The sequence below is a fragment of the Amycolatopsis sp. NPDC043887 genome, assembly GCF_056435665.1.
Genome location: NZ_JBWKEB010000029.1, coordinates 1 through 22,726, shown reverse-complemented (window position 1 = coordinate 22,726; position 22,726 = coordinate 1). Strand labels below are relative to the sequence as shown.

Below are 22,726 nucleotides of genomic sequence, written 5' to 3'. Positions count from 1 at the left end.
GAGTCATCAGCCGCGGGTCAGGTTTCGCCGTGCCGGTTACGCAGTAGAACGATCGAGCGCGGGAGGTTTTTCATGGCCAGGAACACTGCTGTGCATTTGCTGGATGATCTGACCGGCGAGGCGGCCGAAGAAACGGTCGCTTTCGGTTTGGACGGAATCGCTTACGACATCGACCTTTCGGCCGACAACGCCACCGCACTCCGGGAAATCCTGCGTGCCTATGTGGAGAACGGCCGCCGGATCGGCGGACGCAAGCTGCGGCCGCGGGTCGTGCAGCGGCCCAAGGGCGCGCGCGTGGCCAAGTCGACCCCGAAGACCGCGGCCACCGCCGCGAAGGCCGAGGCGAAGACGGCCGCGAAGCCGGGCCGCAAGCCCGCCTCGAAGGGGGTCGCGGGCCGCAAGCCCGCCGCCGCCAAGGCCGCTCCCAAGACCGCCGCCGCGAAGACCACCGCCGCCAAGGCGGAGGCCAAGGCTCCTGCCAAGACCACGGCGAAAGCCACTGCCGCCAAGGCGAAGTCGGCCCGCGGCACGGCGGCGAAGGCCACCTCGGCCAAGGCTCCGGCCAGTCGCGCGAAGACCGCCGCCGCGACCAAGACCACGGCCAAGGCGGCGCCGAAGGTCACGGCCAAGACGACAGCCGCGAAGGCCGCTCCGAAGGCAGCTGCCGCGAAGACGACGGCTGCCAAGGCCGCACCGAAGGCCGCCGCCAAGGCTCCGGTGAAGAAGGCCGCGGAGCCGAAGAAGACCACGCGCGCCGCCCGCAAGGTGCCCGCCGTGACTTTCTCGGCCACGGAAAAATAGTTCCCGAAATACCGATCGGGCCCTCTCGCACAATTCTGTGAAGAGGGCCCGATTGCATGGGGCTCGTGAGTGGTAAGGACGGTTCTAACCGTCCTTACCACTCACGAGCCCGGACGCTGAGCGCCCTTGGCATGCCATTCCTGGTAGTGATACCGCGTGTGCTGGAGCGAGCGGTGCCGCTCCAGCTCCTCGGCCGAGGGCTTCCGGATGGTGAGTTCACCCAGTCGCGCGGCCGCCGCCACGCGGACCGCGGCCGTGACTTCGGCAACACCTTTGCGCAGGCCATGCTCGGCGAGCGACGCGACCGGGCTCCGATGGGAGTCGAGCGGCCGGGGGTCCGAGGGTGCCGAAGCGAGATACCGGCCGACCCGTTCCGCCGCGGTCGAGACGAGCAGCGTGGAATGCGCGAGCAAGCCCGTTCTCGTCCGGAACACGGCGAAACCGCACAGCTTCGCGTCACCGACGAACAGGCCGCGATCACCGAGCCGCGACGGCAGCCCGAGTTCGGCCACCGTCGCGGTCATCAGTTCCCCGAGTGCTTCCAGCGGTCTGTCCGACGGTCCCGGCAGGACGAGCGTGATGTTGAGATTGCCGGGATCGTGGAACACGGTGCCGCCGCCGCTGGCCCGGCGCAGCACCGGGACGCCGTCGCTCGCACAGACGTCGGCCTTGACCTCGCGTTCGATCTTCTGCCCCCGCCCCACGACCACACAGTCGGTGTTGCGCCAGATCCACAGGACCGGCGCCTCCGGTGCGGCACGCAGGAGGGCTTCGTCGAACGCGAGGTTGTCAGCCGGGTCGTCGAACGAGGCGACGACTTCCGAGGGACCGATCACAGTGCTTTGAGTTCCTCCACGATCTCGCCCACCGACGATTTGGCGTCGCCGAAGAGCATGCTGGTCTTCGCATCGTAGAAGAGCTCGTTGTCGATGCCGGCGAAGCCCGAGCTCATCGAGCGTTTGAGCACGATCACCGACCGGCTGTGGTTCACCTTGAGGATCGGCATCCCGTAGATGGGCGAGCCCGGATCGGTCTCCGCGGCCGGGTTCGTGACGTCGTTCGCGCCGATCACCAGCGCGACGTCGGTCTGGGCGAACTCGGAGTTGATCTCGTCCATCTCCTTGAGCTGCTCGTACGGGACGTCGGCCTCGGCGAGGAGCACGTTCATATGCCCCGGCATCCGGCCCGCCACCGGGTGGATGGCGTACGCGACCGTGATCCCCTTGGCCTCCAGCAGTTTCGCCATCTCGCGGACCACGTGCTGCGCCTGCGCGACGGCCATGCCGTAGCCGGGCACGACCACGACCTTGTTGGCGTACGCCATCTGGATCGCGGTGTCGGACGCGCTGGTGCTGCGGACCGGCCGGACCTCACCGGATCCACCGCTCGCGACCGCCGTGCCGCCGCCGAACCCGCCGGCGACGATGGCCGGGATCGACCGGTTCATCGCCTTCGCCATCAGGTTCGTCAGGATCGACCCCGAAGCGCCGACGATCATGCCCGCCACGATCAGCGCGGTGTTGTCGAGCGCGAGCCCCATGGCCGCGGCCGACAATCCGGTGAGCGCGTTCAGCAACGAGATGACGACCGGCATGTCCGCGCCGCCGATCGGCAGCACGACCACCACGCCGAGCACGCCCGCCGCGACCAGCAGGCCGATCATCAGCAGTTCGGCGTCACCGCCGCTCGCGATGACGACCGCGAGCACGATCGCGGCGATCAGCACCAGGGCGTTCACCGGCTGCTGCAGTTTGCCCAGCGTGATCGGGCGGCCGGAGATGAGTTCCTGCAGTTTCCCGAACGCGATGTTCGAGCCCCAGAAGGACACCGAACCGACGATCGCGGCGAACAACGACGCGATCGCGACGTACGCGGGCTCGTGCGCGTAGCCCTCGGTGGTGCGGAACTCGACCCACGCGATGAGCGCGACCGCTCCGCCGCCGACGCCGTTGAACAGCGCCACCATCTGCGGCATCGCGGTCATCTTCACCTTGCGCGCGGACGGCACGCCGACGACGACCCCGATCGCGACGCCGAGCGCGATGAGCAGCCAGTTGCCCATGCCCGGCGTCAGCAGTGTCGCGATCACCGCGATGCCCATGCCGACCGCGGCGATCCAGTTGCCGCGCACCGCGGTGCGCGGACCGGTCAGGCCCATGAGGCCGTAGATGAACAGCGCGAAGGAAATGATGTAGAGGACGGCGATGAAGGTCGTCACTTGTCACCACCGTCTTCCGGCTTCTTCGCCTTGAACATCGAGAGCATCCGGTCGGTGACGAGGAAGCCGCCGACCACGTTGATCGTGCCGAAGGCGATCGCGATCACCAGCAGGATCTTGTTCAGTACGCCGTCGACCCCGAGGCCGAGCACGATCAGCCCGCCGAGCAGGACGATGCCGTGGATCGCGTTGGTGCCCGACATGAGCGGGGTGTGCAACGTGTTGGGCACCTTGGAGATGACCGTGAAGCCCACGAATCCGGCGAGTACGAGGATCGCCAAACTGCCTACGAGCATCACTCGCCTCCTTCTTCTTTTCCGGCCACGCAGGCCCCGGCGACGATCTCGTCGGAGAAGTCGAGCGCGAGCTTGCCTTCCTTGTCGACGAGCAGTTCGAGCAACTCGGTGACGTTGCGCGCGTAGAGCTCGCTGGAATGCGCGGGCATCTCCGCGGCGAGGTTGAGCGGCGAGCAGATGGTGACGTCGTGCTCGACGACCTCCTCACCCGGTTTCGTCAGTTCACAGTTGCCGCCGGACTCTCCGGCGAGGTCGACCACGACACCGCCGGCGGGCATCCCCTTCACCGCGTCGGCGGTGACGAGGACCGGCGCCCGGCGGCCGGGGACGAGCGCGGTGGTGATCACGACGTCGAACCTCGTGATCGCCTCGGTGAGCCTGCGTTGCTGCTCGGCCTTTTCCTCGTCGGTCAGCTCGCGGGCGTACCCGCCTTCACCGACCGCCTCGATGCCGAGGTCGAGGAATTTCGCGCCGAGCGACTTCACCTGCTCGCCGACCTCGGGCCGGACGTCGTACCCGGTGGTCTGCGCGCCGAGCCGTTTCGCCGTCGCCAAGGCCTGCAACCCGGCGACACCGGCGCCGAGCACGAGCACCTTCGCCGGTGGCACCGTCCCGGCGGCGGTGGTGAGCATCGGGAAGAAGCGGGTGAGCTTCTCCGCGGCCAGCAAGACCGCGCGATAGCCCGCGACGCTGCTCTGCGACGACAACGCGTCCATCGCCTGCGCGCGGGAGATCCGCGGGATCGCCTCGACGGCGAAGGCGCGCACGCCCGCCGATTCGAGCGCCGCTATCCCGCCGGGATCACCCCTCGGATTCAGGAAGCCGATGAGAATGGTGCCCTGTTTGAGCTTCGCGACTTCGGCCGCGCTCGGAGGCGCCACCTTCACCACGATGTCGGCATCCCACGGATCGCCGATCACCGCTCCCGCCTGCTCGAAGGTCTCGTCGGCGAGCAGCGCGCCGGCGCCCGCGCCGGGCTCGACCACCACCCGCAGTCCGCGTCCGGAAACGCGCTCGATGAGTTTCGGTACCAGCGCGATACGGCGTTCGCCTTGTCCGGTTTCCCGGACCACACCGACCGTGAGCTGCTCGTTCTCTGCCGCCACAGGCGACCTCCTCGCTGGAGAGGACCACACGAACCCGCACTTCTTACCACGCCCAGCCGACAACTCTCCTGGCTGAACGTATCCGGACGGCATCTTTCCGTGACATCGATCATCACGATCGATCCAGCCATCGATCCAGGTGCGCGACGTCATAAGGGGCTTATGGCAGCGCTTTCCGCATCACGGAACGCTGCGCCAGTTCGGCACGCCCAGAAAGATCAGCCGCAGCCGCCGTTCGGCCGTGCGCACGATCTCGTCGTCACGCGAAGGTGTTTCGAGCAGCTCCAGCACCGTCGTGAGCATGGTCGTCACGATCAGGTCGGCGAGCAGGTGGAGGTCTTCGGTGCTCCATTCGCGGAGATCGTCGAACCGCGCGAGGTCGACGGCGAGCTCGCTGACGAAGAGCTTGAGTTCGAACGCGATCGCCTGCCGGACCGGTCCCGTGCCGCCGTAACGCTCCCTGGTCAGGAAATGGAAGTGGTCCTCGTGCGCGCGTACGTGCTCGCGCAGGATGCGCACGGACGTCCTGATCATGTCGTTGTACGCGGCCGGTTTGGTGCGTGCCGACCGGATCATCGTGCGCAGCGTGCGCATCGACTCCTCGACGAGCGCCACGCCCAGTTCGTCCATCGACGCGAAATGGCGGTAGAACGCCGTCGGCACGATCCCGGCCTGCTTCGCCACCTCGCGCAGACTGAGCCCGGAGAACCCTCGTTCCGCCACCAGATCCAGGGCAGCGTCCAGCAGCGCCTGCCGCGTGCGCTGCTTGCGCTCCTGCCGGGAAACGGGCTCCGTTGTCACGACGGACAGCGTAATCGTCTCGGCGGTATCACTCACGTCACATCGCCCTCCTCTCGCGTTGACAAGCGCGACCATCGCCACTTCACTATTGAGTGTACAAGCGTTCACTGAATTTGGGAGAAGTGATGACGGCACTGGTACCGCGCAGGGCCAGGCGGCTGGCCTCGCTGGCCGAGGCCCTGCTCACGCCCCATGGCATGGACCGCTACCTCGAACTCGTCGATCCGATGCTGGTCCGCCGTGAGATCCGCGGCCTGGTCACCGGCGTCCGGCGGCAGACGCCCGACACGGTCACGCTGACCATCCGGCCGAGCCGCGCCTGGCGCGGACACGTCGCGGGCCAGTACGTGCGGGTGACCGTCGAGATCGACGGCGTCCGCCGGACCCGGTGCTACTCGCCCGCCGGTTCGGAGCACGACGGATCACTGGAACTGACCATCAAGGCCGACCCGCGGGGACTCGTCTCGCGGCACCTGAACCGCACGGTCACCATCGGTTCGGTGCTCGGACTGTCCACTCCGGACGGCGAGTTCACCCTGCCATCGCCGAGGCCCCGGCGGATCCTGCTGCTGAGCGGCGGAAGCGGGATCACTCCCGTCCTGTCGATGCTGCGCACGCTGGCGGACGAGAAACACGAGGGCGATCTCGCCTTCCTGCACTACTCCAACGGCGCCGAAGACGCGCTCTACCGCGCCGAACTCGCCGACCTCGCGCGCCGCCTGCCGGGACTGCGGGTGGTACACGCGTTCACTCACGCCAAGACCGGCGGGGACCTGCACGGGTTCTTCTCGAAGGAACACCTCGCCGAGACCGCGCCGTGGTACCCCGACGCCGAAACCTTCCTGTGCGGTCCGAAGCCACTGATGGATTCGGTCCGCGAAGTCTTCGAGGCCGACGGCCTGGGTGCACATCTGCACACCGAGGAGTTCACGCCGCCGGCGCTCACCTTCGACACCGAAAACGCGGAAGGGCAGGTGCGGTTCGCGCGCAGCGGCCGCGAGTTCGCCAACTCCGGGAAACCGTTGCTGGAGCAGGCCGAAGAGGCGGGGCTCAGCCCGGAACACGGCTGCCGGATGGGCATCTGCTTCTCCTGCACGCAGATCAAGACCTCCGGCTGCGTGCGCAACGCCAAGACCGGCGAGACCTCCAGCGAAGAGAACGAAGAGATCCAGCTCTGCATCTCCGTCCCGGTCGGGGACGTCGAGATCAACGCTTAGAAAGGAGCCCGTGATGACCGGCTTGCAGGACAAGCTCACCCCCGCCCAGGTCGAGGAGTTCGGCCGCGAACTGGACGAGATCCGGCGGCGGATCGTCGCCGATCTCGGCCAGGCCGACGTCGACTACATCCACAACGTCATCAAGACCCAGCGCGCGCTCGAGGTCGCCGGCCGCGGGCTGCTGTTCGCCGGGTTCTTCCCGCCGGCGTGGGTCGCCGGGGTGACCGCGCTCTCGGTGGCGAAGATCCTCGACAACATGGAGATCGGCCACAACGTCATGCACGGCCAGTACGACTGGACGCGCGACCCGGCGCTGAGCTCGCAGAAGTTCGAATGGGACACCGTCGCGCCGTCGGAGAACTGGCGACACTCCCACAACTACATCCACCACACGTACACGAACATCCTCGACAAGGACCGCGACATCGGTTACGGCGTCCTGCGGATGGACCCGGCACAGAAGTGGAACCCGTACTACCTGGGCAACCCGGTGTACGCGACGCTGCTCGCGCTGTTCTTCCAGTGGGGCGTCATGCTGCACGACCTCGAGTTCGACCGCGTCGTCAAGGGCGAGCGCAAGTGGTCGGACAACAAGGAGGTCGGCCTGAAGATGCTCAAGAAGGCAGGCCGCCAGGTCGGCAAGGACTACGTGCTGTTCCCGCTGCTGACCGGTCCGCTCGCGCCGCTGACCTTCCTGGGCAACGCCACCGCGAACCTGACCCGCAACCTATGGGCGTTCTCGATCATCTTCTGCGGGCACTTCCCCGCCGACGTCGAGAGCTTCACCGAGGAGGAGACCGAGAACGAGTCGCGGGGCCAGTGGTACCTGCGGCAGATCCTCGGCTCGGCGAACATCACCGGCGGCAAGCTCTTCCACATCATGACCGGGAACCTCTCGCACCAGATCGAGCACCACCTGTTCCCGGACATCCCGGCGCGCCGCTACCCGGAGATCGCGGGCGAGGTGCGGGCGATCTGCGAGAAGTACGGCCTGCCGTACAACACCGGCCCCCTGCACAAGCAGCTGTTCTCGGTGGCGAAGAAGATCGTGAAACTGGCCCTTCCGTGGAACGGTGAGCCCCGCACACCGGCTACCGTGGAGAGCGACAAGACCCTCCGAGCGGCTTAAGGTGTCTGACATGGTCGGTCAGTTCGAAAGCACCAAGGACGTGGTCCAAGAGGTCACCGAGTCCGCGGCCACCCACATCGGCAACATCGCGACGATCATCACCGGCGCGATCCGGGACATCGCCCGCGAGACCGGCGACTGGCTGACGGACGTCATCGAGATGCGCGAGGCGTCCCAGCGGGCGCAGGCGGACGAGAGCCGCGAAGACTAGCGGAGTCGCGCCCGGCTGAGGTCGGCTATGCGGGACTGTGTGGATTTCGGGACGTTGGATGACCAGAAATCCACACAGTCGTGATCGCTGTCGGGTGACGGCACGAGCGCGCCGGAGTGAGTTCTAGACGAAGATTACGGAAAACCGGATGGGCACGAGCCGGGTGGCCACGGCAGGCTGAAGCCGTGATCACCCACCTCGCCCTGACTCGACGCGTCCTCAGCGCACAGCTGAGCCGCGCGTACTGGGCCGAGCTGGCATGGGTGATCATCGGTGCGCCGCTGACGCTGGCGTTCGTGGTGCTCGTCGTCGTCGGGCTGCTCCTCGGCTTCGGCCTGAGCCTGCTCACCATCGGGCTGCCGGTGCTCATCGGCGTCCTGGCGGGCGCGCGGCTGATCGGCATCGCCCACGTCGGCCTGGCGCGTGCCCTGCTCGGGACGACGGTCACCCCGCCTGCCCGGCCCGAACCGCGGCCAGGCCTCTGGAACGGCGTGAAAGGGCGGCTCGGGGATCCGCTCGGCTGGCGGTCGATCGCCTATCTGATGATCCGGCTACCGCTGTCGTTGATCGAGTTATTCCTGGTCGCGACCCTCTTCGTGTACGCCGTGAGCACGCTGAGCTATCCGCTGTTCTGGTTCACCCTGAACGGCGAGGCCATGCCGACGTTCGACCTCCGCGTCGACACCTGGCCCCTCACCCTGCCGCTCGCCGTCACCGGGCTGGCCGTCCTCCTGGCGATGCCGTGGGTGGTCCACGGTCTCACCGAATTCGACCGCCTGCTGGTGCGCGGAGTCCTCGGCGCCGAGGACCTCTCCCAACGCGTCCGCGACCTCGAACGCAGCCGCGCGACCGCGGTCGACGACGCGGCGCGGCGGCTGCGCCGGATCGAACGCGACCTGCACGACGGCGCGCAGGCCCAGCTGGTCGCGCTGGCGATGAAACTCGGCATCGCGAAGGACGAGCTGGCAGGCGGCGGCGACATCGAGCAGGTCACCGCCCTGGTCACAGCCGCGCACGCCAACGCGAAACAAGCCCTGGTCGAGCTGCGCGACCTCGCCCGAGGGATCCATCCCGCCGCGCTCGACGCGGGCCTCGACGTCGCTCTGTCCACTTTGGCCGCCGGCTCGGGCATCGACGCGCGGATCACCGTGGACCTGCCGGACCGGCCTTCGCCGTCGATCGAGACGATCGTCTACTTCACCGTGGCCGAGCTGCTGACGAATGCCGCCAAACACACTTCCTCCGCGATCGAGGTCGACGTGGGTATCGTCGGCGAAGACCTGCGGCTCGTGGTGCGCGACGCCGGCGAAGGCGGGGCCCGGCCAGTACGCGGCGGAGGGATCGCCGGGATCGCCGAGCGGCTCGCGACGGTGGACGGCGGGCTCGACATCGACAGCCCTCCGGGAGGGCCTACGGTGATCAGCGCGGAAATACCGATACGGAAATAGGGGGCGGCGTGCGCGTCGTGATCGCGGAGGATTCGGCCATCCTCCGGGCGGGGCTCGTCGAACTGCTGAACCTTCGGGGGCACGAGGTCGTCGCGGCCGTCGCCGACGGGGACAGCCTGTGCGCGGCGGTGCGTGAACACCGCCCCGATGTGTCCATTGTGGATATCCGGATGCCGCCGACGCACACCGACGAGGGGCTGCGCGCGTCCATCGCGCTGCGCGCTGAACTGCCGGGATGCGCGATTCTGCTGTTCTCGCAGTACGTCGAGACGCAGTACGCGACGGAACTCCTGGCGGACCGCGCGGGCGGTGTCGGCTACCTGCTGAAGGACCGCGTCGCGGAGGTGTCGGATTTCCTCGACGCGCTCCGGCGGGTGGCCGACGGCGAGACCGTGCTCGACCCGGAAGTGGTCAGCCAGCTGTTCACCGCCACCCGGAAGACGGACGCGCTCGCCGGTCTGACGCCGCGGGAGCGTGAAGTGCTGGGCTTGATGGCCGAAGGGCGGTCGAACTCGGCCATCGCGGCGGCGCTGTTCCTTTCGGCGGGCTCGGTGGAGAAGTACGTATCGAGCATCTTCGGGAAGCTGGCGCTGCCCCAGTCCGAAGGGGACAACCGACGGGTTCTCGCCGTGCTGCGGTATCTGGAGTCCTAAGCAGAGGGCCGAAAGGGACCTTCGCGCATCTCGTGCGATGAAGGGCGCTTTCGCTGCATCGCACGAGCCTGTTGGCGCATTCGTGGCTGCGCGGAGGATCCCGGTCGTCGCGTGATCTTAAGGCGAACACGCGTGACTGGAGGGCGATCTCGCGTGATCGGACACGGAACTCACGGCGGATCCGGCCATGGGCGAGTTCCGCCTCCAGCCACGCGAGATCGGTGTCCGATCACGGATGATGTCCGTCGACGTGAACCGCCAGGCCACGAATTCGCCAACAGCGTCATCGCATGCGGGGAAAGTCCCCTTCGGCCCCGGCTTATCGAGGTTCCACCGGAACCCCGTCCGGCTGCGGCAGGCACAGCTGCACCCACGCGACATCGCGCCATGCCCCGTGTTTGTACCCGATCCGCCGGTACGTCCCCACCGGCTCGAAGCCCAGCGCGCGGTGCAGCCCGGCGCTCGCGTCGTTCGGGAGCACCATTCCCGCGCAGAAGTTCCGGAAACCGCGCGACGCCAGCCTGTCCAGCAGCGCCTGATAAAGCGCGCGTCCGCCGCCTGTCCTCCGGCGGCCGAGCTCCAGATAGATGCTGACCTCACACGACCACCGATAAGAAGGGCGGCCGCTGAAGGGGCCTCCGTAGGCGTAGCCGGCGACACGGCCTTCGTCGTCTTCGAGCACAAGCCATGCGTGTGCTCGCTGTGCCTTGGCGATGCGCTCGGCCATCTCGTCCGGCTTGGGCGGCTCGGTCTCGAACGAGATCACCGTGTCGGTGACATACGGCGCGTAGATCTCCGCGCACGCCGTCGCGTCGGCTTCCGTCGCATCCCTGATCACCATGGAGACCATAGTAACCGAGACTGCCACTATAGTGAGCAGCATGTCCGATCCCTTGTCCGCGTCGCTCGCCGCGACGCTCCAGTCCGCGAGACTCGACCAGAACCTTTCGGCCAACGCCCTCGCCGAGATGTCGGGCGTGTCCAGGGCGATGATCGGCAAGATCGAACGGGGCGAGGCGCAGCCGACGGCGGTCCTGCTCAGCAGGCTTTCCGCCGCGCTCGGGATGACGTTGTCCGAGCTGATCGCCCGCGCCGAACACGGCGACCGGCGCGTCGTGCGCGCCGCCGATCAGCCGGCTTGGACCGACCCCGACACCGGGTACGTGCGCCGCGCGGTGTCGCCCACGCTCGGCGGGCCGCTGGAACTGGTCGAGGTCGTGCTGCCCGCGGGCGCCGAGGTCGCCTTCCCCGCCCACACCTATGCGCTGACCCATCACCAGATCTGGGTGCTCGACGGGCATCTGCGCTTCCGCGAGGGCGACGTCGAGCACGAACTCGACGCCGGCGACTGCCTTCAGCTCGGCACCCCCAAACCGTGCGCCTACGTCAACCCGACCGGCGAACCGGTCCGATATCTGGTCGCCCTCGCCCGGCGGCACGCCTGATACTCGGCTGATGAACCAGTGGGCACTTGCGTACGTCGCGGCGAAAGCACGCGGTGGGCACGAGGCCGGGCTGCCGGTGACGCTGCACTTCCATCCGGACAGGTCCACAATAGACGGACGTCCGCCGCTGGCGGCGATGGCCGAGGACGGGTTCTACCGCAACCAGTTCGAAACCGGGACGAGCAACGGAGGACTCACCGCGCATCCCGGCGGAGATCGCCGGCACTGGGAGAGCCGGATGTTCGGCGGCGCCTACGACGACGCGCCCGCCGCCGAACGACCGAAGCTGAACCCGGCGGATTTCGGCTGCGGCACCAGGGTTTCCGCACTGATCGCGCTGGCGGAGCAGGACGACTCCGATCTTCTCGACGACTACATCGAGGCACACGTCCACGGTCCGGTCGATCTCACGAAGGACGTCGAAGCCCTCGTTCTCGACCCGAGCCACCGCGGCACCGACGTCGAAAAGGCCGCGTCGAGGCTCGGCTGCCCGGTCGAATGGCATCCCGGTTTCCGCCTGTCCACCGAAGAACTCGAACGGCATCCCGGATACCGTGGTCCCGAATTCGTCGAACTCGGCCTGGCACTGGCCGAAGACGGCTACCTCGACCCTCGGGTCCTCGGCGAAGCCCGCGACGTCGACCAGCAGGCCCTCAAACGCGTCTGGCACTACGTGGCGCGCTTCGGGGCACTACCGTGAAGAGCATGTATTCCACGGAGATCGAGGTGCGCACCGGCAGCGTGGCCGTGGTGCACGACCTGACCAAGGACGCCGAGGCCTTCCTGCGCGACGCGGACGCCGAGGACGGGATCCTGCACGTCTTCGTCCCGCACGCGACGTCCGGGCTGGCGATCCTCGAGACCGGCGCCGGCAGCGACGAAGACCTGCTCACGGCGCTCGACGAACTGCTCCCCCGCGACGGCCGCTGGCGGCACCAGCACGGCAGTCCCGGTCACGGCCGTGACCACGTCCTGCCCGCGCTGCTGCCGCCGTTCGCGACGATCCCGGTGCTCGGCGGGGCGATGACGCTGGGCACCTGGCAGTCGGTCTGCCTAGTGGACACCAACCTGGACAACCCGGTCCGGCGTGTCCGCTTCAGCCTTCTGGAGGGCTGACCGGCCCGGCCACAGCGCGAGCACCAGCCCTACCGCGAGCAGTCCGCCGAGCACCCACACCCCGGTCGTGACGTCCGGCGCGCCGGGCACGCCCTGCAGCAGGCTCCGGAGCCCTTCCGCGGCGAACCGGAACGGCGTCCAGGACCACAGCACCGCGCGGTACGCGGGGTTCAGCAGCTCCGGTACCTGACCCGCGACGGCGGGCGCGACCAGGTACAGCGGGCCGAGGATCGCCATCGCCCGTACGCCGAGCAGTCGCAGCAGGCCGGTCTGCAGGGCCGCGAACGCGGTCGAGGACAGGAAAAGAAAGCCCAGGACGTCCCAGCCGAGCGGGAGCGCGGGGTCCCACAGCTTCAGGAACCCGGCCAGCACACCGGTGACCAGCACGCCCGCCGAAACGATCTGTGTGAAGCGTGCGGCGGCTCCCGCATCCCTGCCGATCCGTCGTCCGGCCAGGATCAGCACGGCGCCCGCGGCCAGGCAGCCGACCCAAGCGAGCGCACTCAACGCGAGCGGCGCGACCCGGCCCGCCGCACTCGCGGGATATAGCGTTTCGACCTTCGGCGTCCCGCCGAGTGCCTGCGCGGCGCCGGTCAGTACCTGCTGCGCGATCTGCGTTCCGGACGGATTCACCGCGCCGGAGACCACGACCGTCGACGGCAGTTCGAGAATGCCGTAGACCTCCTTGTCCGCCAACAGTTTCCGCCCCTCCTCGGGTGAGGTCACCCGCCACGAGACCTGGCCGCCGCCACGGGAGGCGATCCCCTGCGCGGCCGCCTCGAGGGGACCCGGGGGCGCGGCAACGGCGATGGGCAGCCCGTCGGGCGCGACGGTGGCCTGCGCGCCGAAGGTGAGAAAGCCGAGCACGACGGCGACCAGCGCACCGGCCAGCGCGGCGAGTAAGGCGAAGGCCCCGGCGGGGCGACGGTTCGACATGACCGTCCTCCATTTATTCTTTGTCTGTTGAATTAGCTGTCAAGGTAGGCCTCTCGCCCACGGAAGTCAACAGACGTTGAATAAGCTCACCGGTACCGTCGACCGCGTGACTACTCCGCACCGGCTCGTGCTGTGGGACATCGACCAGACCCTCGTGGACCTGCGCGGCATCGGCGCCGCCTGGTACACGACCGCGCTCGCCGAGGTCGCCGGCGTCGAGCTGCGGGCGTTGCCGAATTTCGGCGGCCGCACCGAACGCGCCATCAGCGCGGACATCCTGACCTCGCACGGCGTCGAGCCCACCGAGGAGAACGTGCGCAAGCTCTGGCTCGCGCTGATCGCGGTCTCCGAGAGCCACGCCCCGACACTGGCTTCGAGCGGCCGGGCGCTCCCGGGCGCGAAGGACGCGCTGAACGCCTTCGCGACGCATGGCGGCGTCGTCCAGACACTGGTCACCGGGAATCTGCCGGAGATCTCCGTGCACAAGCTGACCGCGTTCGACCTGCACGAGCACGTGGACTTCGAGATCGGCGGTTACGGCTCGCTCTCGGCGCACCGCCTCGATCTGGTGCCCGCCGCCGTCGGCCACGCTTCGGCGAAGCACGGCACCGATTTCGCGCCGGCGTCGGTCGTCGTCATCGGCGACACCCCGGACGACGTGCGGGCCGCGCTCGACAACGGCGCCGTCGCGGTGGCCGTGGCGACCGGGCAGTTCAGCGCGGAGGAACTGGCCGACGCGGGCGCGCACACCGTGCTCGGAGACCTGTCCGACCTGGCAGCGGTACGTGCGGCCGTGCTCGGGGACGTTAACTAAGCTCGCTTCATGGCATACCCAGGCGGCAACGGCTGGCCGGAGCAGCAACCGCAACAGCCCTACCAGCAGCAACCCCCGCAGCAGGGCTACCCACCCCAGTACGCCCAGCAGCAGTACCAGGGTTACCAGCAGTTCCCGCAGCAGACGTACCAGGGGTTCGCGCCGGAGCCGCCGAAGAAGGGCAACAAGGGGCTGTGGATCGGCCTCGGCGCGCTGGTCCTGGTGATCGCAGTGGGCGCCACACTTTTCTTCGTCCTGCGAGACGGCGAAGAGCCGCAGCCCCAGGCCGGGCCGCCGCCTTCCTCCGCGCCGGTGCTGCCGTCGTCTTCGGCGTCGAAGCCGCCGTCCTCGAGCAGTGGTGCCCCGAAGGACAACAAAGTGCCCTCGACGACGCCTGGCTGGCAGGGGATCCTGTCAGTGAAGGACAAAACCGCCTACGACCTGCCCCCGTCGGGCTGGGAGACCAAGCCGGGCCAGATCGTCGGCTACAACGAGGGCGAGTTCAAGATGGTCATCCACGAGGCGTCGACGTACAAACTCGGCGCCTGCCCGGATGCCCGCGGCTCGAACCGCGGTGTCGTCGGCTTCGCCACCGCGGACCGGATCCCGGTCGAGAACGCCGCCAGGGGCGCCGTCCGGCTCTGGATCCAGTCCGCCACCGGCAAGCCCGACGTCCCGATGCCCGCCATCACGCAGGTGCCGATCGCGAGCGGGTCGATCCAGGCGGTCAGCTCGACCGGGACGTTCACCCCTGCCGAAACCGAGGACTGCCGGGCGCCGAGCGTGAAGGTCACTTCGGCCGCGTTCAAGTCCGGCGACCAGACCATCTGCTTCGTCATGGCCATCGACCAGGGCACACCGGACGCGCTGCCCGAGGCGGACGCCCAGAAGATCCTCGCGAGTTTGAGGCCGCGGCAATGACCGGCCCCGGTGGGCGGATCGACGAACCTCGGCCGTGGTTCGTCGATCCGCTCACCGGGCAGCCACTCGAAACCGAAGCCGAGCAGACGAGGCCGCTCCCGGTCGTCCGGGACGCCGTCCCGCCGCGCCGTCGCTTCCGCATCAGGCCGACGCTGGGTGTCCTCGGGCTGGCCGTCGTCCTCGCCGTCGGTACGACGGCCACCTACCAGGCCAAGACCGCGCCTCCACCGCCGTCCGCCCATGATCTCGTCCTGTCCGACCCGGCGCCCGCCACGCGGATCCGGCCCGTGATCGCGGGCTGGCAACCGGTGGTGTCCGACGATCACCCGTTCGTCTACGACGTCCCGCCCGGCTGGAAGATCGAAGAGCCCGACGTCGCCATCGGCTACGAGACTCCGGCCGGGGACCTCGTCACCCTGCAGGGGGTCGCGCGGTTCCGCCGCGCCTTCTGCCCCACCGATCTCTCGGCACGCGCGACGGCGGGATTCACCAGCATCGACGAGGGTGAAGTCGGCGGCCTCGCCCAAGCCGCCGAGGAAACGACGCTGCGCTGGGCCGAAGCGGCGTACGGACGCTCCCCGAAAGCGGAGATCGGCGAAACCGGTCCGGTGCCGCTCCTGGACGGCGGGACGACCGCCACCGCCGTGACCACCACCGTCGTCCCGGCCCCGGACGGCCCGTGCCCCGCCCCGTCGGTCGCGATCACCGCGATCGCCCTCCCCCTGCGCGCGCTGCCCGGATCAGGCCGCTACCACGTCCTCCTGGTACTGGCGGACCAGGAGATCCCCGGCGCGATAGCCAGGGGTGTCGTCCTCAAGATGGGTGAGAGCATCCGTCGCGAGTAGCACGCCCCTAAGGGAAAAATGGGTCCCGTGCCGGATGTGTCCGAGCACCTCCCGGACCTAATTTGAGTTCCATGCCAAAAGGGGGAAGCGGGACGGCCGCGCCGGGCCGGACGCACAAGATCGCCACGGTGCTGAGGCACCGGCTGCCTTTCACCAGCCTCGTCACGCTGACCATGCTCGCGCTCGCCTTGGCCACGGGCGCGCTCTGGTCGGCCGCCGAGGACCGCGCGGTGTACCCGTACATCGCGTATGGGCTGCCGTCGCTCGAATCAGGCCGGTGGTGGACCTTGTTCACCGGACCGCTGTTCGCGGTCGTCCCGCTGTACTACCTGCCGATGGTGCTCAGCTTCGCGTTGTTCGCCGGGTTCGCGGAATGGCGGCTCGGCACCCGGCGGGCGATGGCCGTCGCCATCGGCGGCCAGTTCGTCAGTGTGCTCGTGGCGGTCCAGTTCCTGGCGCTGAGCCGCAACTCCGGCTGGGAATGGGCGGAACGGGTCGCGGGCAGCCTCGACGTCGGGTTCTCCGGCGGCGCGCTCGCCGCGGTCGCGGTCGCCAGCGCCACCCTGCGCCCGCCGTGGCGCCTGCGGTTGCGTGCCGGCCTGTGCGTCTACGCCGGGGTCGCGATCATCTTCGTCGGCACGCTCGCCGACCTCGTGCACTTCTTCGCCCTCGTCCTCGCCCTGCCGTTCGGCCGGAAGCTGCTCGGTGCCAAGGATTCCTCGCGTGAACGGCGGCCGAGCCTGCGCGAGTGGCGGTTCTACGTCGTGGCCGGTCTGCTGGTGCTGACGGTCGCCGAACTGGTGATGTCCTTCGTACCGGGCAACGGCCCCTTCGGTTCGTCCGAAGAGCTTTCGCTGTCCACCTGGGAAGTCGTCGTCCTGTGCCTGATCGTGGTGCCGATCATGAACGGCCTGCGCAAGGGCAGCCAGGTCGCCTGGTGGTGCGCGATGATCCTGACCTCGTTCGTCATCCTGCAGGTGATGGTCTACGGCGGGGTGCTCACGCTGGCGGAGATCTTCGGTGAGGACGCCGGCGTGGTGGATCCGCCGCTGTTCTTCGTGGACAACCTGCTCTGGACGGTCGAATTCGCGCTGCTGGTCTCTTCGCGTGGCGCCTTCCGGGTGCCGTCGCGACGGAAGTGCCGCCGTCTCGGCCGGATGGGCAACCCCGCGCTGGCCCGCACGCTGCTCAGCCGCCACGGCGGGAGCACGCTTTCGTGGATGACGACCTGGCCGCAGAACTCGTACTTCGTGGCCGCGGACGGCAAGTCCTACCTCGCCTACCGGCGGCACGCCGGGGTCGCCATCGCCCTCGGCGACCCGATCGCCCCGGACGGCGCCGCCGACCGGACGATCGCCGAGTTCATCACGATGTGCGAGAACACCGGTCTCGTGCCGTGCCTGTTCTCCGCCACCGGCGACATCACCGCCAAGACCGAAGAGCTCGGCTGGAAGCAGGTCCAGGTCGCCGAGGACACCCTGATCGAACTCGAAACGCTGGAGTTCCGTGGCAAGCGCTGGCAGGACGTGCGGACCGCGCTCAACCGGGCCAAGAAGGACGGCATCGAGTTCCGGCTCGTCCGGCTCGCCGACCAGCCACGCGCGGTGATCTCGCAGGTCCGCGCGATCTCCGAGGAGTGGATCAGCGACAAGGGCATGCCGGAAATGGGCTTCACCCTCGGCGGGGTCGACGAGGCGATGGATCCCGAGACCCGCGTGGGTCTCGCGGTGGACGCCGACGGCGTGGTCCACGGCGTGACATCGTGGCTGCCGGTCCACACCGGCGCGGGCGCGATCGGCGGCTGGACACTCGACGTCATGCGCAAACGCGCCGACGGATTCCGCCCGTCGATGGAGTTCCTGATCGCGTCGTCGTGCCTGGCCTTCCGCGAGGAAGGCGCGAAGTTCGTCTCGCTGTCCGGCGCCCCGCTGGCGAGCTCCGGCGAACCCGCGCACGCCGTCGAGCGGGTACTGGACGCGCTCGGCACGATGATGGAGCCGTTCTACGGCTTCCGTTCGCTGCACGCGTTCAAGGCGAAGTTCCAGCCGCGCCACGTGCCGCTGTACCTCGCGTTCCGCGACGAGGCGGACCTGCCGCGGATCGGGATCGCGCTCGGCCGGGCGTATCTGCCGAACACCGGGCTGCTGCGGCTGGCGAAGCTCGCGCGGTCGGGCAAGAAACCTCAGCGCCTATCGGTGGACCCGCGTCCACGAGCGACGTCGGCGGGGCGCGGGCTGGTAGCCCACGTCGCGGTGGGCGAACAGGGCGCCCTGCCACCGCGATAGTGGGGCCTACGGCCGGTGCGGGTTCGTCAGCCTCAGCGCAGGGTCGAAGGCGGCGGCGTGATGGTCTTGCGGTCGGCCTCCGGGACACCCCGGTAGGTCTTGAGGATCTTCAGGATCAGCTCGCGGTCCGCACCGCCCGGCGCGTCCTGGCCCGAATAGACGGCCAGGGCCGCCGAGGCTTCGCCCAGTTCCGGCGCGATCACTCCGACCAGGGCGCGCTGGGCGCCACACGGTCCCGGCGGGGTGACGACCTCCGCGAGAACGATGCTCGCGGGGACTTTCTTGCCGGTACCGAGGGTGAACTCGGTCGTCTGGGGCGGTTCCGGGGTGATCTTGGCGGTCAGCGGGCCGTTCTCCGGGTTGTAGGCGCTGACCGCGAGGTCGTCGACCGCCTTCCGCGCCGCAGTGGCGGGATCGGAGACCTTCACGTTCGCCACGCCGGCGCCGCCGAGCCTGCTTCGCTTCTCCTGCGGGCAGTAACCCTCGCCGACGAAGGCGCTGGCGACCATGGTGATGCCCGGGACCTGGGTGCCCTTCTCCCAGCCGTGGATCGTGCCGGGTTTCGGCGTCCAGTTCGGCGGGACGTCGTAGGCGTAGACGCCGTCCTTCCCGGCCACCGACTGCCAGCCTTCGGTCACCGGCGGCGCGACGACCCGAGGCGAAGGCGTGTAGACGACCGGGGCCCGGGTGGTCGGCGCGCTGCTGTCCGACGACCTGTCACTGTTGTTCGCGAGCGCGGCGACCGCGATGACACCGATCGTCGCGAAGAAGCCGTACATGGCCCTTCGCCCGCTCCGCGACATCGGCTGCTTCGCGGGCTTCTCCGGCTCTGGTTCAGGAGCCGGGGTCTCGGGAGCGGGCGTGTAGCCGGACGAGTCCGAGGGCTGATAGCCCCCGAACCCGTCCAGCGCCGCGTTGTCCTCGTAGCCTGGGGAATCCCGGCGCTTCTTGCCGAACATTACGAACGGACGAGCTTGACCAGGTGCTCCACGACGGCGTCGACGGCGATCTCCTCGCGGTCGCCGGTGCGGCGGTCCTTGACCTCGACGACGCCGTTCGCCAGGCCGCGCCCGACGACGAGGATCGTCGGCACACCGACGAGTTCGGCGTCCGCGAACTTCACGCCGGGGGTGGCCTTGCGGTCGTCGAGGACGACCTCGATGCCGGCGGCGTCCAGTTCGGCGGCGAGCTTCTCGGCGCCCGCGGCGACCGTCTCGTCCTTGCCCGCGATGACGACGTGCACGTCGAACGGCGAGACCTCGCGCGGCCAGACGATGCCGAGGTCGTCGTGGTTCTGCTCGGCGAGCACGCCGACCAGCCGCGAGACGCCGACGCCGTACGAACCCATGGTGATGCGGATGGGCTTGGAGTCCGGGCCCAGCGCGTCGAGTTCGAACGCGTCCGCGTACTTGCGGCCCAGCTGGAAGATGTGCCCGATCTCGATACCGCGCGCGGCGACCAGGGTGCCCTTGCCGTCGGGCGACGCGTCGCCCTCGCGGACCTCGGCGGCCTCGATCGTGCCGTCACCGGTGAAGTCGCGGCCCGCGACCAGGTCGACCACGTGGTGGTCGCGCTCGTCGGCGCCGGTGACCCAAGCGGTGCCGTCGACGACGCGCGGGTCGAGCAGGTAGCGGACGCCGTTGTCCTTCAGCGCCTTCGGGCCGATGTAGCCCTTGACGAGGAAGGGGTTCTTGGCGAAGTCGGCCTCTTCGAGCAGCTCGAACTCGGCGGGCTCGAGCGACGCTTCGAGACGCTTCGTGTCGACCTCGCGGTCGCCGGGGAGGCCGATGGCCAGCAGCTCCCACTCCTTCGCGCCCGGCTGGCGGGTCTTCACCAGGACGTTCTTGAGCGTGTCCGCGGCGGTGAAGGTGCGGCCGAGGTCTGCGTTGTTGAGGAACGTGACCAGCGACTCGATGGTCGGGGTGTCCGGCGTGTGATGGACCTTCGCCTCGGGCAGGCCCTCGATCGGCTTCGCCTCGGGAGCGGGCGTGGTGACCGCTTCGACGTTGGCCGCGTACCCCGATTCGGTGCTGCGGACGTAGGTGTCCTCGCCCGTCTCGGCGACGGCGAGGAACTCTTCGGAGGCCGAGCCGCCCATCGCGCCGGAGGTCGCCTTCACGACGACGTACTCGATGCCGAGGCGGTCGAACAGCTTCGTGTACGCCTGGCGGTGCAGCTCGTACGACTTGGTCAAGCCCTCGTCGTCGAGGTCGAAGGAGTAGGAGTCCTTCATGACGAACTCGCGGCCGCGCAGGATGCCGGCGCGGGGGCGTGCCTCGTCGCGGTACTTCGTCTGGATTTGGTACAGGACGACCGGGTAATCCTTGTACGAGCTGTATTCACCCTTCACGGTGAGCGCGAAGAGCTCTTCGTGCGTCGGGCCGAGGAGGTAGTCGGCGCCCTTGCGGTCCTTGAGACGGAACAACGCGTCGCCGTACTCGGTCCAACGGCCGGTGGCCTCGTAAGGCTCCTTCGGCAGCAGCGCGGGGAACTGGATCTCCTGCGCGCCGATGGCGTTCATCTCTTCGCGGACGACGTTCTCGATACGGCGCAGCACCCGCAGGCCCAGCGGCAGCCAGGAGTAGCCGCCCGGGGCCACCCGGCGGACGTAGCCGGCGCGTACCAGGAGCCGGTGGCTCGGTACCTCGGCGTCCGCCGGATCCTCACGCAGGGTGCGAAGGAACAACGACGACATCCTGGTGATCACTTCTGGGCTCCTCGCTGGAATTACGTGCTGAGACGTTCTGCGCAGCGTAGTCACCCCGCCCGGGGACGGTTCAACCGGTTATCGCGGGCGCCCGGTTCAGTCGGTGGGCGCCGCTAGCGTGCCGCCATGGGTATCGAACTGGGCATGGTCACGATCGACTGCGCGGATCCGCGCGGGCTCGCGGAGTTCTGGACGAAGGCGCTCGGGGTCGAGGTGGATCAGGACCACGACGGCGAGTTCCTGATCCTGCACGCCAAGAAGGAGAACGGGCCGGTGTTCGCCTTCCAGCGCGTGCCGGAGGAGCGGGCGGGCAAGAACCGGGTCCACATGGACTTCGGTACCGACGACATGGAGAAGGAGGTGGAGCGTCTGGTCGGGCTGGGCGCGAAGAAGCTGGACAGGCACGAGATGCCGGGCTTCGCCTGGACGGTGCTGGCCGATCCCGTCGGCAACGAGTTCTGCGTCGCGGCCCACGGAGGGTGACGCCGGTCGTGACGGCCAGAATGGCGGCATGACGGAGCGAGCCATCCTGCCCTGGTCCGACATCGAGCTGCCCGAGGGGCTGAGCGCGCGGCTCTACGACGGCAGGGGTCCGCTGCCGGACGAGGGCCTCGATGACGTCGAGGTCTACGTGCTGCCGTACGACACCGGTGCCGAGCCGATGAAGCTGCTCTCCCGGCTTCCGTCGCTGAAGCTCGTGCAGTCGTTGTCGGCCGGGGTCGAGAAGCTGATCCCGCTGGTGCCGGCGGGGGTACGGCTGGCCAACGGCCGCGGCCTGCACGACCTCAGCGTGGCCGAACACGCGCTGGCGCTGATCCACGCGTCGCAGCGGGATCTGCCGCGCTGGTTCGCGCAGCAGGCGACGGCGTCGTGGGAGCGCGAGCACACGCGTTCGCTGGCCGACAGCCGGGTGCTGCTGGTCGGCCACGGCTCGATCGGCCAGGCCATCGAGCGGCAACTGGTCGCCGCCGAAGCGACCGTGACCAGGGTGGCGAGCACGGCCCGGCCCGCGGAACGCGTGCACGGTGTGGCCGAACTGCCGGAACTGCTGCCGTCCGCCGACATCGTGGTCCTGATCCTGCCCGAAACGCCCGCGACCATGGGCCTGTTCGGTGCCGCGGAACTCGCCGCGCTGCCGGACGGCGCCCTGGTGGTGAACGTCGGGCGGGGCTCGGCGATCGACACCGCGGCGCTCACGGCCGAGGCCGTCTCCGGGCGTCTTCGTGCCGCGCTGGACGTCGTCGATCCGGAACCGCTGCCCGCCGGGCATCCACTGTGGACGGCGCCGGGAGTGATCATCACGCCGCATATCGCGGGCGGGTCGGCGTCGTTCTACCCGCGCGCGAAGCGGCTGGTCGCCGAGCAGTTGCGCCGGTACGCCGCCGACGAGGAGCCGCTGAACCTCGTGAACGGTAAGGACGGTTAGAACCGTCCTAGCCACTCACGAGCCCTGTCTCCGAGCCGAGGTGTCGCTCCCCCGCCGGAGGCGTCACTGTGGCTTTCGCAACACGCCTCGACCTCGGCGCGCCAAGGAGCAAGCCGGCTCCGCGTACCCCACGCACGTGAAGCACAGGCCCTCCACAAGCCTTGTGGCCAGGTGAGCGCTACGGGCACCGCAGCGTGGCCGGTCCGGGTGGTCGTGGGGGGGGGGTTGGGGTTTTCCCCCAACCCCCCCCCCCCCCCCCCCCCCCCCCCCCCCCCCCCCCCCCCCCCCCCCTTCCCCTCACTCAGAACGCCACCCCTGCCCCCCACCCCCACTCCCCCTCTTTCCACCCAC

At 69.0% G+C, this 22,726-nt stretch carries 24 protein-coding genes; 15 read left to right on the top strand and 9 right to left on the bottom strand.

Annotated features, from left to right (window positions below; all coding sequences use genetic code 11):
* Positions 1–72: 72 nt before the first annotated feature.
* Positions 73–801, top strand: coding sequence for an Lsr2 dimerization domain-containing protein (locus tag AC069H_RS41250; protein ID WP_478235943.1), 729 nt, complete (start codon positions 73–75; stop codon positions 799–801).
* A gap of 101 nt (positions 802–902) precedes the next feature.
* Here AC069H_RS41250 and AC069H_RS41245 read toward each other — a convergent pair whose 3' ends face one another.
* The 5 genes from AC069H_RS41245 to AC069H_RS41225 form a co-directional block, all read right to left on the bottom strand.
* The gene (locus AC069H_RS41245) at positions 903–1,637 is read right to left on the bottom strand and encodes a lipoate--protein ligase family protein (protein WP_478235942.1); all 735 of its coding nucleotides are present in this window, start codon (positions 1,635–1,637) and stop codon (positions 903–905) included.
* Positions 1,634–3,019 (bottom strand): NAD(P)(+) transhydrogenase (Re/Si-specific) subunit beta, encoded by a 1,386-nt coding sequence (locus tag AC069H_RS41240; protein ID WP_340687420.1) that lies wholly within the window; start codon positions 3,017–3,019, stop codon positions 1,634–1,636. The genes AC069H_RS41245 and AC069H_RS41240 overlap by 4 nt, the downstream gene beginning before the upstream one ends.
* A complete protein-coding gene (locus AC069H_RS41235) occupies positions 3,016–3,315 on the bottom strand; it encodes an NAD(P) transhydrogenase subunit alpha part 2 (RefSeq protein ID WP_007032801.1) in 300 nt (99 codons plus the stop codon). Before AC069H_RS41235 ends, AC069H_RS41240 begins: the two co-directional genes overlap by 4 nt.
* A complete protein-coding gene (locus tag AC069H_RS41230) occupies positions 3,315–4,421 on the bottom strand; it encodes a Re/Si-specific NAD(P)(+) transhydrogenase subunit alpha (RefSeq protein ID WP_478230200.1) in 1,107 nt (368 codons plus the stop codon). Before AC069H_RS41230 ends, AC069H_RS41235 begins: the two co-directional genes overlap by 1 nt.
* A 180-nt stretch (positions 4,422–4,601) precedes the next feature.
* Positions 4,602–5,258, bottom strand: a complete 657-nt coding sequence (locus AC069H_RS41225) for a TetR family transcriptional regulator (RefSeq protein WP_478235941.1) — start codon at positions 5,256–5,258, stop codon at positions 4,602–4,604.
* A gap of 89 nt (positions 5,259–5,347) precedes the next feature.
* Here AC069H_RS41225 and AC069H_RS41220 point away from each other — a divergent pair, with 89 nt between their 5' ends.
* The 5 genes from AC069H_RS41220 (at position 5,348) to AC069H_RS41200 (ending at position 9,880) form a co-directional block, all read left to right on the top strand.
* The gene (locus AC069H_RS41220) at positions 5,348–6,439 is read left to right on the top strand and encodes a ferredoxin reductase (protein ID WP_478235940.1); all 1,092 of its coding nucleotides are present in this window, start codon (positions 5,348–5,350) and stop codon (positions 6,437–6,439) included.
* 13 nt (positions 6,440–6,452) lie between these two features.
* Positions 6,453–7,568, top strand: a complete 1,116-nt coding sequence (locus AC069H_RS41215; RefSeq protein WP_478235939.1) for a fatty acid desaturase family protein — start codon at positions 6,453–6,455, stop codon at positions 7,566–7,568.
* A 10-nt stretch (positions 7,569–7,578) separates the two neighbouring features.
* Complete coding sequence (locus AC069H_RS41210) at positions 7,579–7,779, top strand: hypothetical protein (protein WP_340687415.1); 201 nt, start codon at positions 7,579–7,581, stop codon at positions 7,777–7,779.
* Positions 7,780–7,964: 185 nt separating this feature from the next.
* Positions 7,965–9,227, top strand: a complete 1,263-nt coding sequence (locus AC069H_RS41205) for a sensor histidine kinase (protein WP_478235938.1) — start codon at positions 7,965–7,967, stop codon at positions 9,225–9,227.
* Positions 9,228–9,235: 8 nt separating this feature from the next.
* A complete protein-coding gene (locus tag AC069H_RS41200; RefSeq protein ID WP_125673115.1) occupies positions 9,236–9,880 on the top strand; it encodes a response regulator transcription factor in 645 nt (214 codons plus the stop codon).
* Positions 9,881–10,199: 319 nt separating this feature from the next.
* On the opposite strand, the gene AC069H_RS41195 is transcribed toward AC069H_RS41200, so the two are convergent.
* Positions 10,200–10,730 carry an N-acetyltransferase family protein gene (locus tag AC069H_RS41195; protein WP_478235937.1) on the bottom strand — a complete coding sequence of 177 codons (531 nt, stop codon included), beginning with the start codon at positions 10,728–10,730 and terminating at the stop codon, positions 10,200–10,202.
* A gap of 31 nt (positions 10,731–10,761) precedes the next feature.
* Between AC069H_RS41195 and AC069H_RS41190 the strand changes: the two genes are divergently transcribed.
* From AC069H_RS41190 to AC069H_RS41180, 3 genes are read left to right on the top strand one after another with little or no spacing between them, the layout of a single operon-like run.
* Positions 10,762–11,325, top strand: a complete 564-nt coding sequence (locus AC069H_RS41190; protein WP_478235936.1) for a helix-turn-helix domain-containing protein — start codon at positions 10,762–10,764, stop codon at positions 11,323–11,325.
* Between the two features lie 10 nt (positions 11,326–11,335).
* Positions 11,336–12,025: a DUF3626 domain-containing protein gene (locus AC069H_RS41185; protein WP_478235935.1), complete on the top strand. Its 690-nt coding sequence runs from the start codon at positions 11,336–11,338 to the stop codon at positions 12,023–12,025.
* A gap of 5 nt (positions 12,026–12,030) precedes the next feature.
* On the top strand, positions 12,031–12,441 hold the full coding sequence (locus AC069H_RS41180; RefSeq protein ID WP_478230193.1) for a secondary thiamine-phosphate synthase enzyme YjbQ: 411 nt from the start codon (positions 12,031–12,033) through the stop codon (positions 12,439–12,441).
* Here the strand turns inward: AC069H_RS41180 and AC069H_RS41175 are convergent.
* Positions 12,379–13,377: a YhgE/Pip domain-containing protein gene (locus AC069H_RS41175; protein ID WP_478235934.1), complete on the bottom strand. Its 999-nt coding sequence runs from the start codon at positions 13,375–13,377 to the stop codon at positions 12,379–12,381. The genes AC069H_RS41180 and AC069H_RS41175 overlap by 63 nt on opposite strands.
* A 127-nt stretch (positions 13,378–13,504) precedes the next feature.
* Here AC069H_RS41175 and AC069H_RS41170 point away from each other — a divergent pair, with 127 nt between their 5' ends.
* From AC069H_RS41170 to AC069H_RS41155, 4 genes are all read left to right on the top strand, one after another.
* Positions 13,505–14,191, top strand: coding sequence for an HAD hydrolase-like protein (locus tag AC069H_RS41170; RefSeq protein WP_478235966.1), 687 nt, complete (start codon positions 13,505–13,507; stop codon positions 14,189–14,191).
* Between the two features lie 9 nt (positions 14,192–14,200).
* Positions 14,201–15,112, top strand: a complete 912-nt coding sequence (locus AC069H_RS41165; RefSeq protein WP_478235933.1) for a DUF8017 domain-containing protein — start codon at positions 14,201–14,203, stop codon at positions 15,110–15,112.
* Positions 15,109–15,957 carry a DUF8017 domain-containing protein gene (locus tag AC069H_RS41160; protein WP_478235932.1) on the top strand — a complete coding sequence of 283 codons (849 nt, stop codon included), beginning with the start codon at positions 15,109–15,111 and terminating at the stop codon, positions 15,955–15,957. Before AC069H_RS41165 ends, AC069H_RS41160 begins: the two co-directional genes overlap by 4 nt.
* Before the next feature lie 71 nt (positions 15,958–16,028).
* Entirely contained in the window at positions 16,029–18,242 is a 2,214-nt protein-coding gene (locus tag AC069H_RS41155; RefSeq protein ID WP_478235931.1) for a bifunctional lysylphosphatidylglycerol flippase/synthetase MprF, read from the top strand.
* Between the two features lie 32 nt (positions 18,243–18,274).
* Here the strand turns inward: AC069H_RS41155 and AC069H_RS41150 are convergent, their stop codons facing one another.
* Both AC069H_RS41150 and AC069H_RS41145 read right to left on the bottom strand, forming a co-directional pair.
* Positions 18,275–19,201 (bottom strand): DUF8017 domain-containing protein, encoded by a 927-nt coding sequence (locus AC069H_RS41150; RefSeq protein ID WP_478235930.1) that lies wholly within the window; start codon positions 19,199–19,201, stop codon positions 18,275–18,277.
* Entirely contained in the window at positions 19,201–20,949 is a 1,749-nt protein-coding gene (locus AC069H_RS41145; protein ID WP_478230187.1) for a proline--tRNA ligase, read from the bottom strand. The genes AC069H_RS41150 and AC069H_RS41145 overlap by 1 nt, the downstream gene beginning before the upstream one ends.
* A 126-nt stretch (positions 20,950–21,075) precedes the next feature.
* On the opposite strand from AC069H_RS41145, the gene AC069H_RS41140 reads away from it, so the two are divergent.
* On the top strand, positions 21,076–21,432 hold the full coding sequence (locus AC069H_RS41140; RefSeq protein WP_478230186.1) for a VOC family protein: 357 nt from the start codon (positions 21,076–21,078) through the stop codon (positions 21,430–21,432).
* Positions 21,433–21,460: 28 nt separating this feature from the next.
* Positions 21,461–22,375, top strand: coding sequence for a 2-hydroxyacid dehydrogenase (locus tag AC069H_RS41135; RefSeq protein ID WP_478235929.1), 915 nt, complete (start codon positions 21,461–21,463; stop codon positions 22,373–22,375).
* Positions 22,376–22,726: the final 351 nt, after the last annotated feature.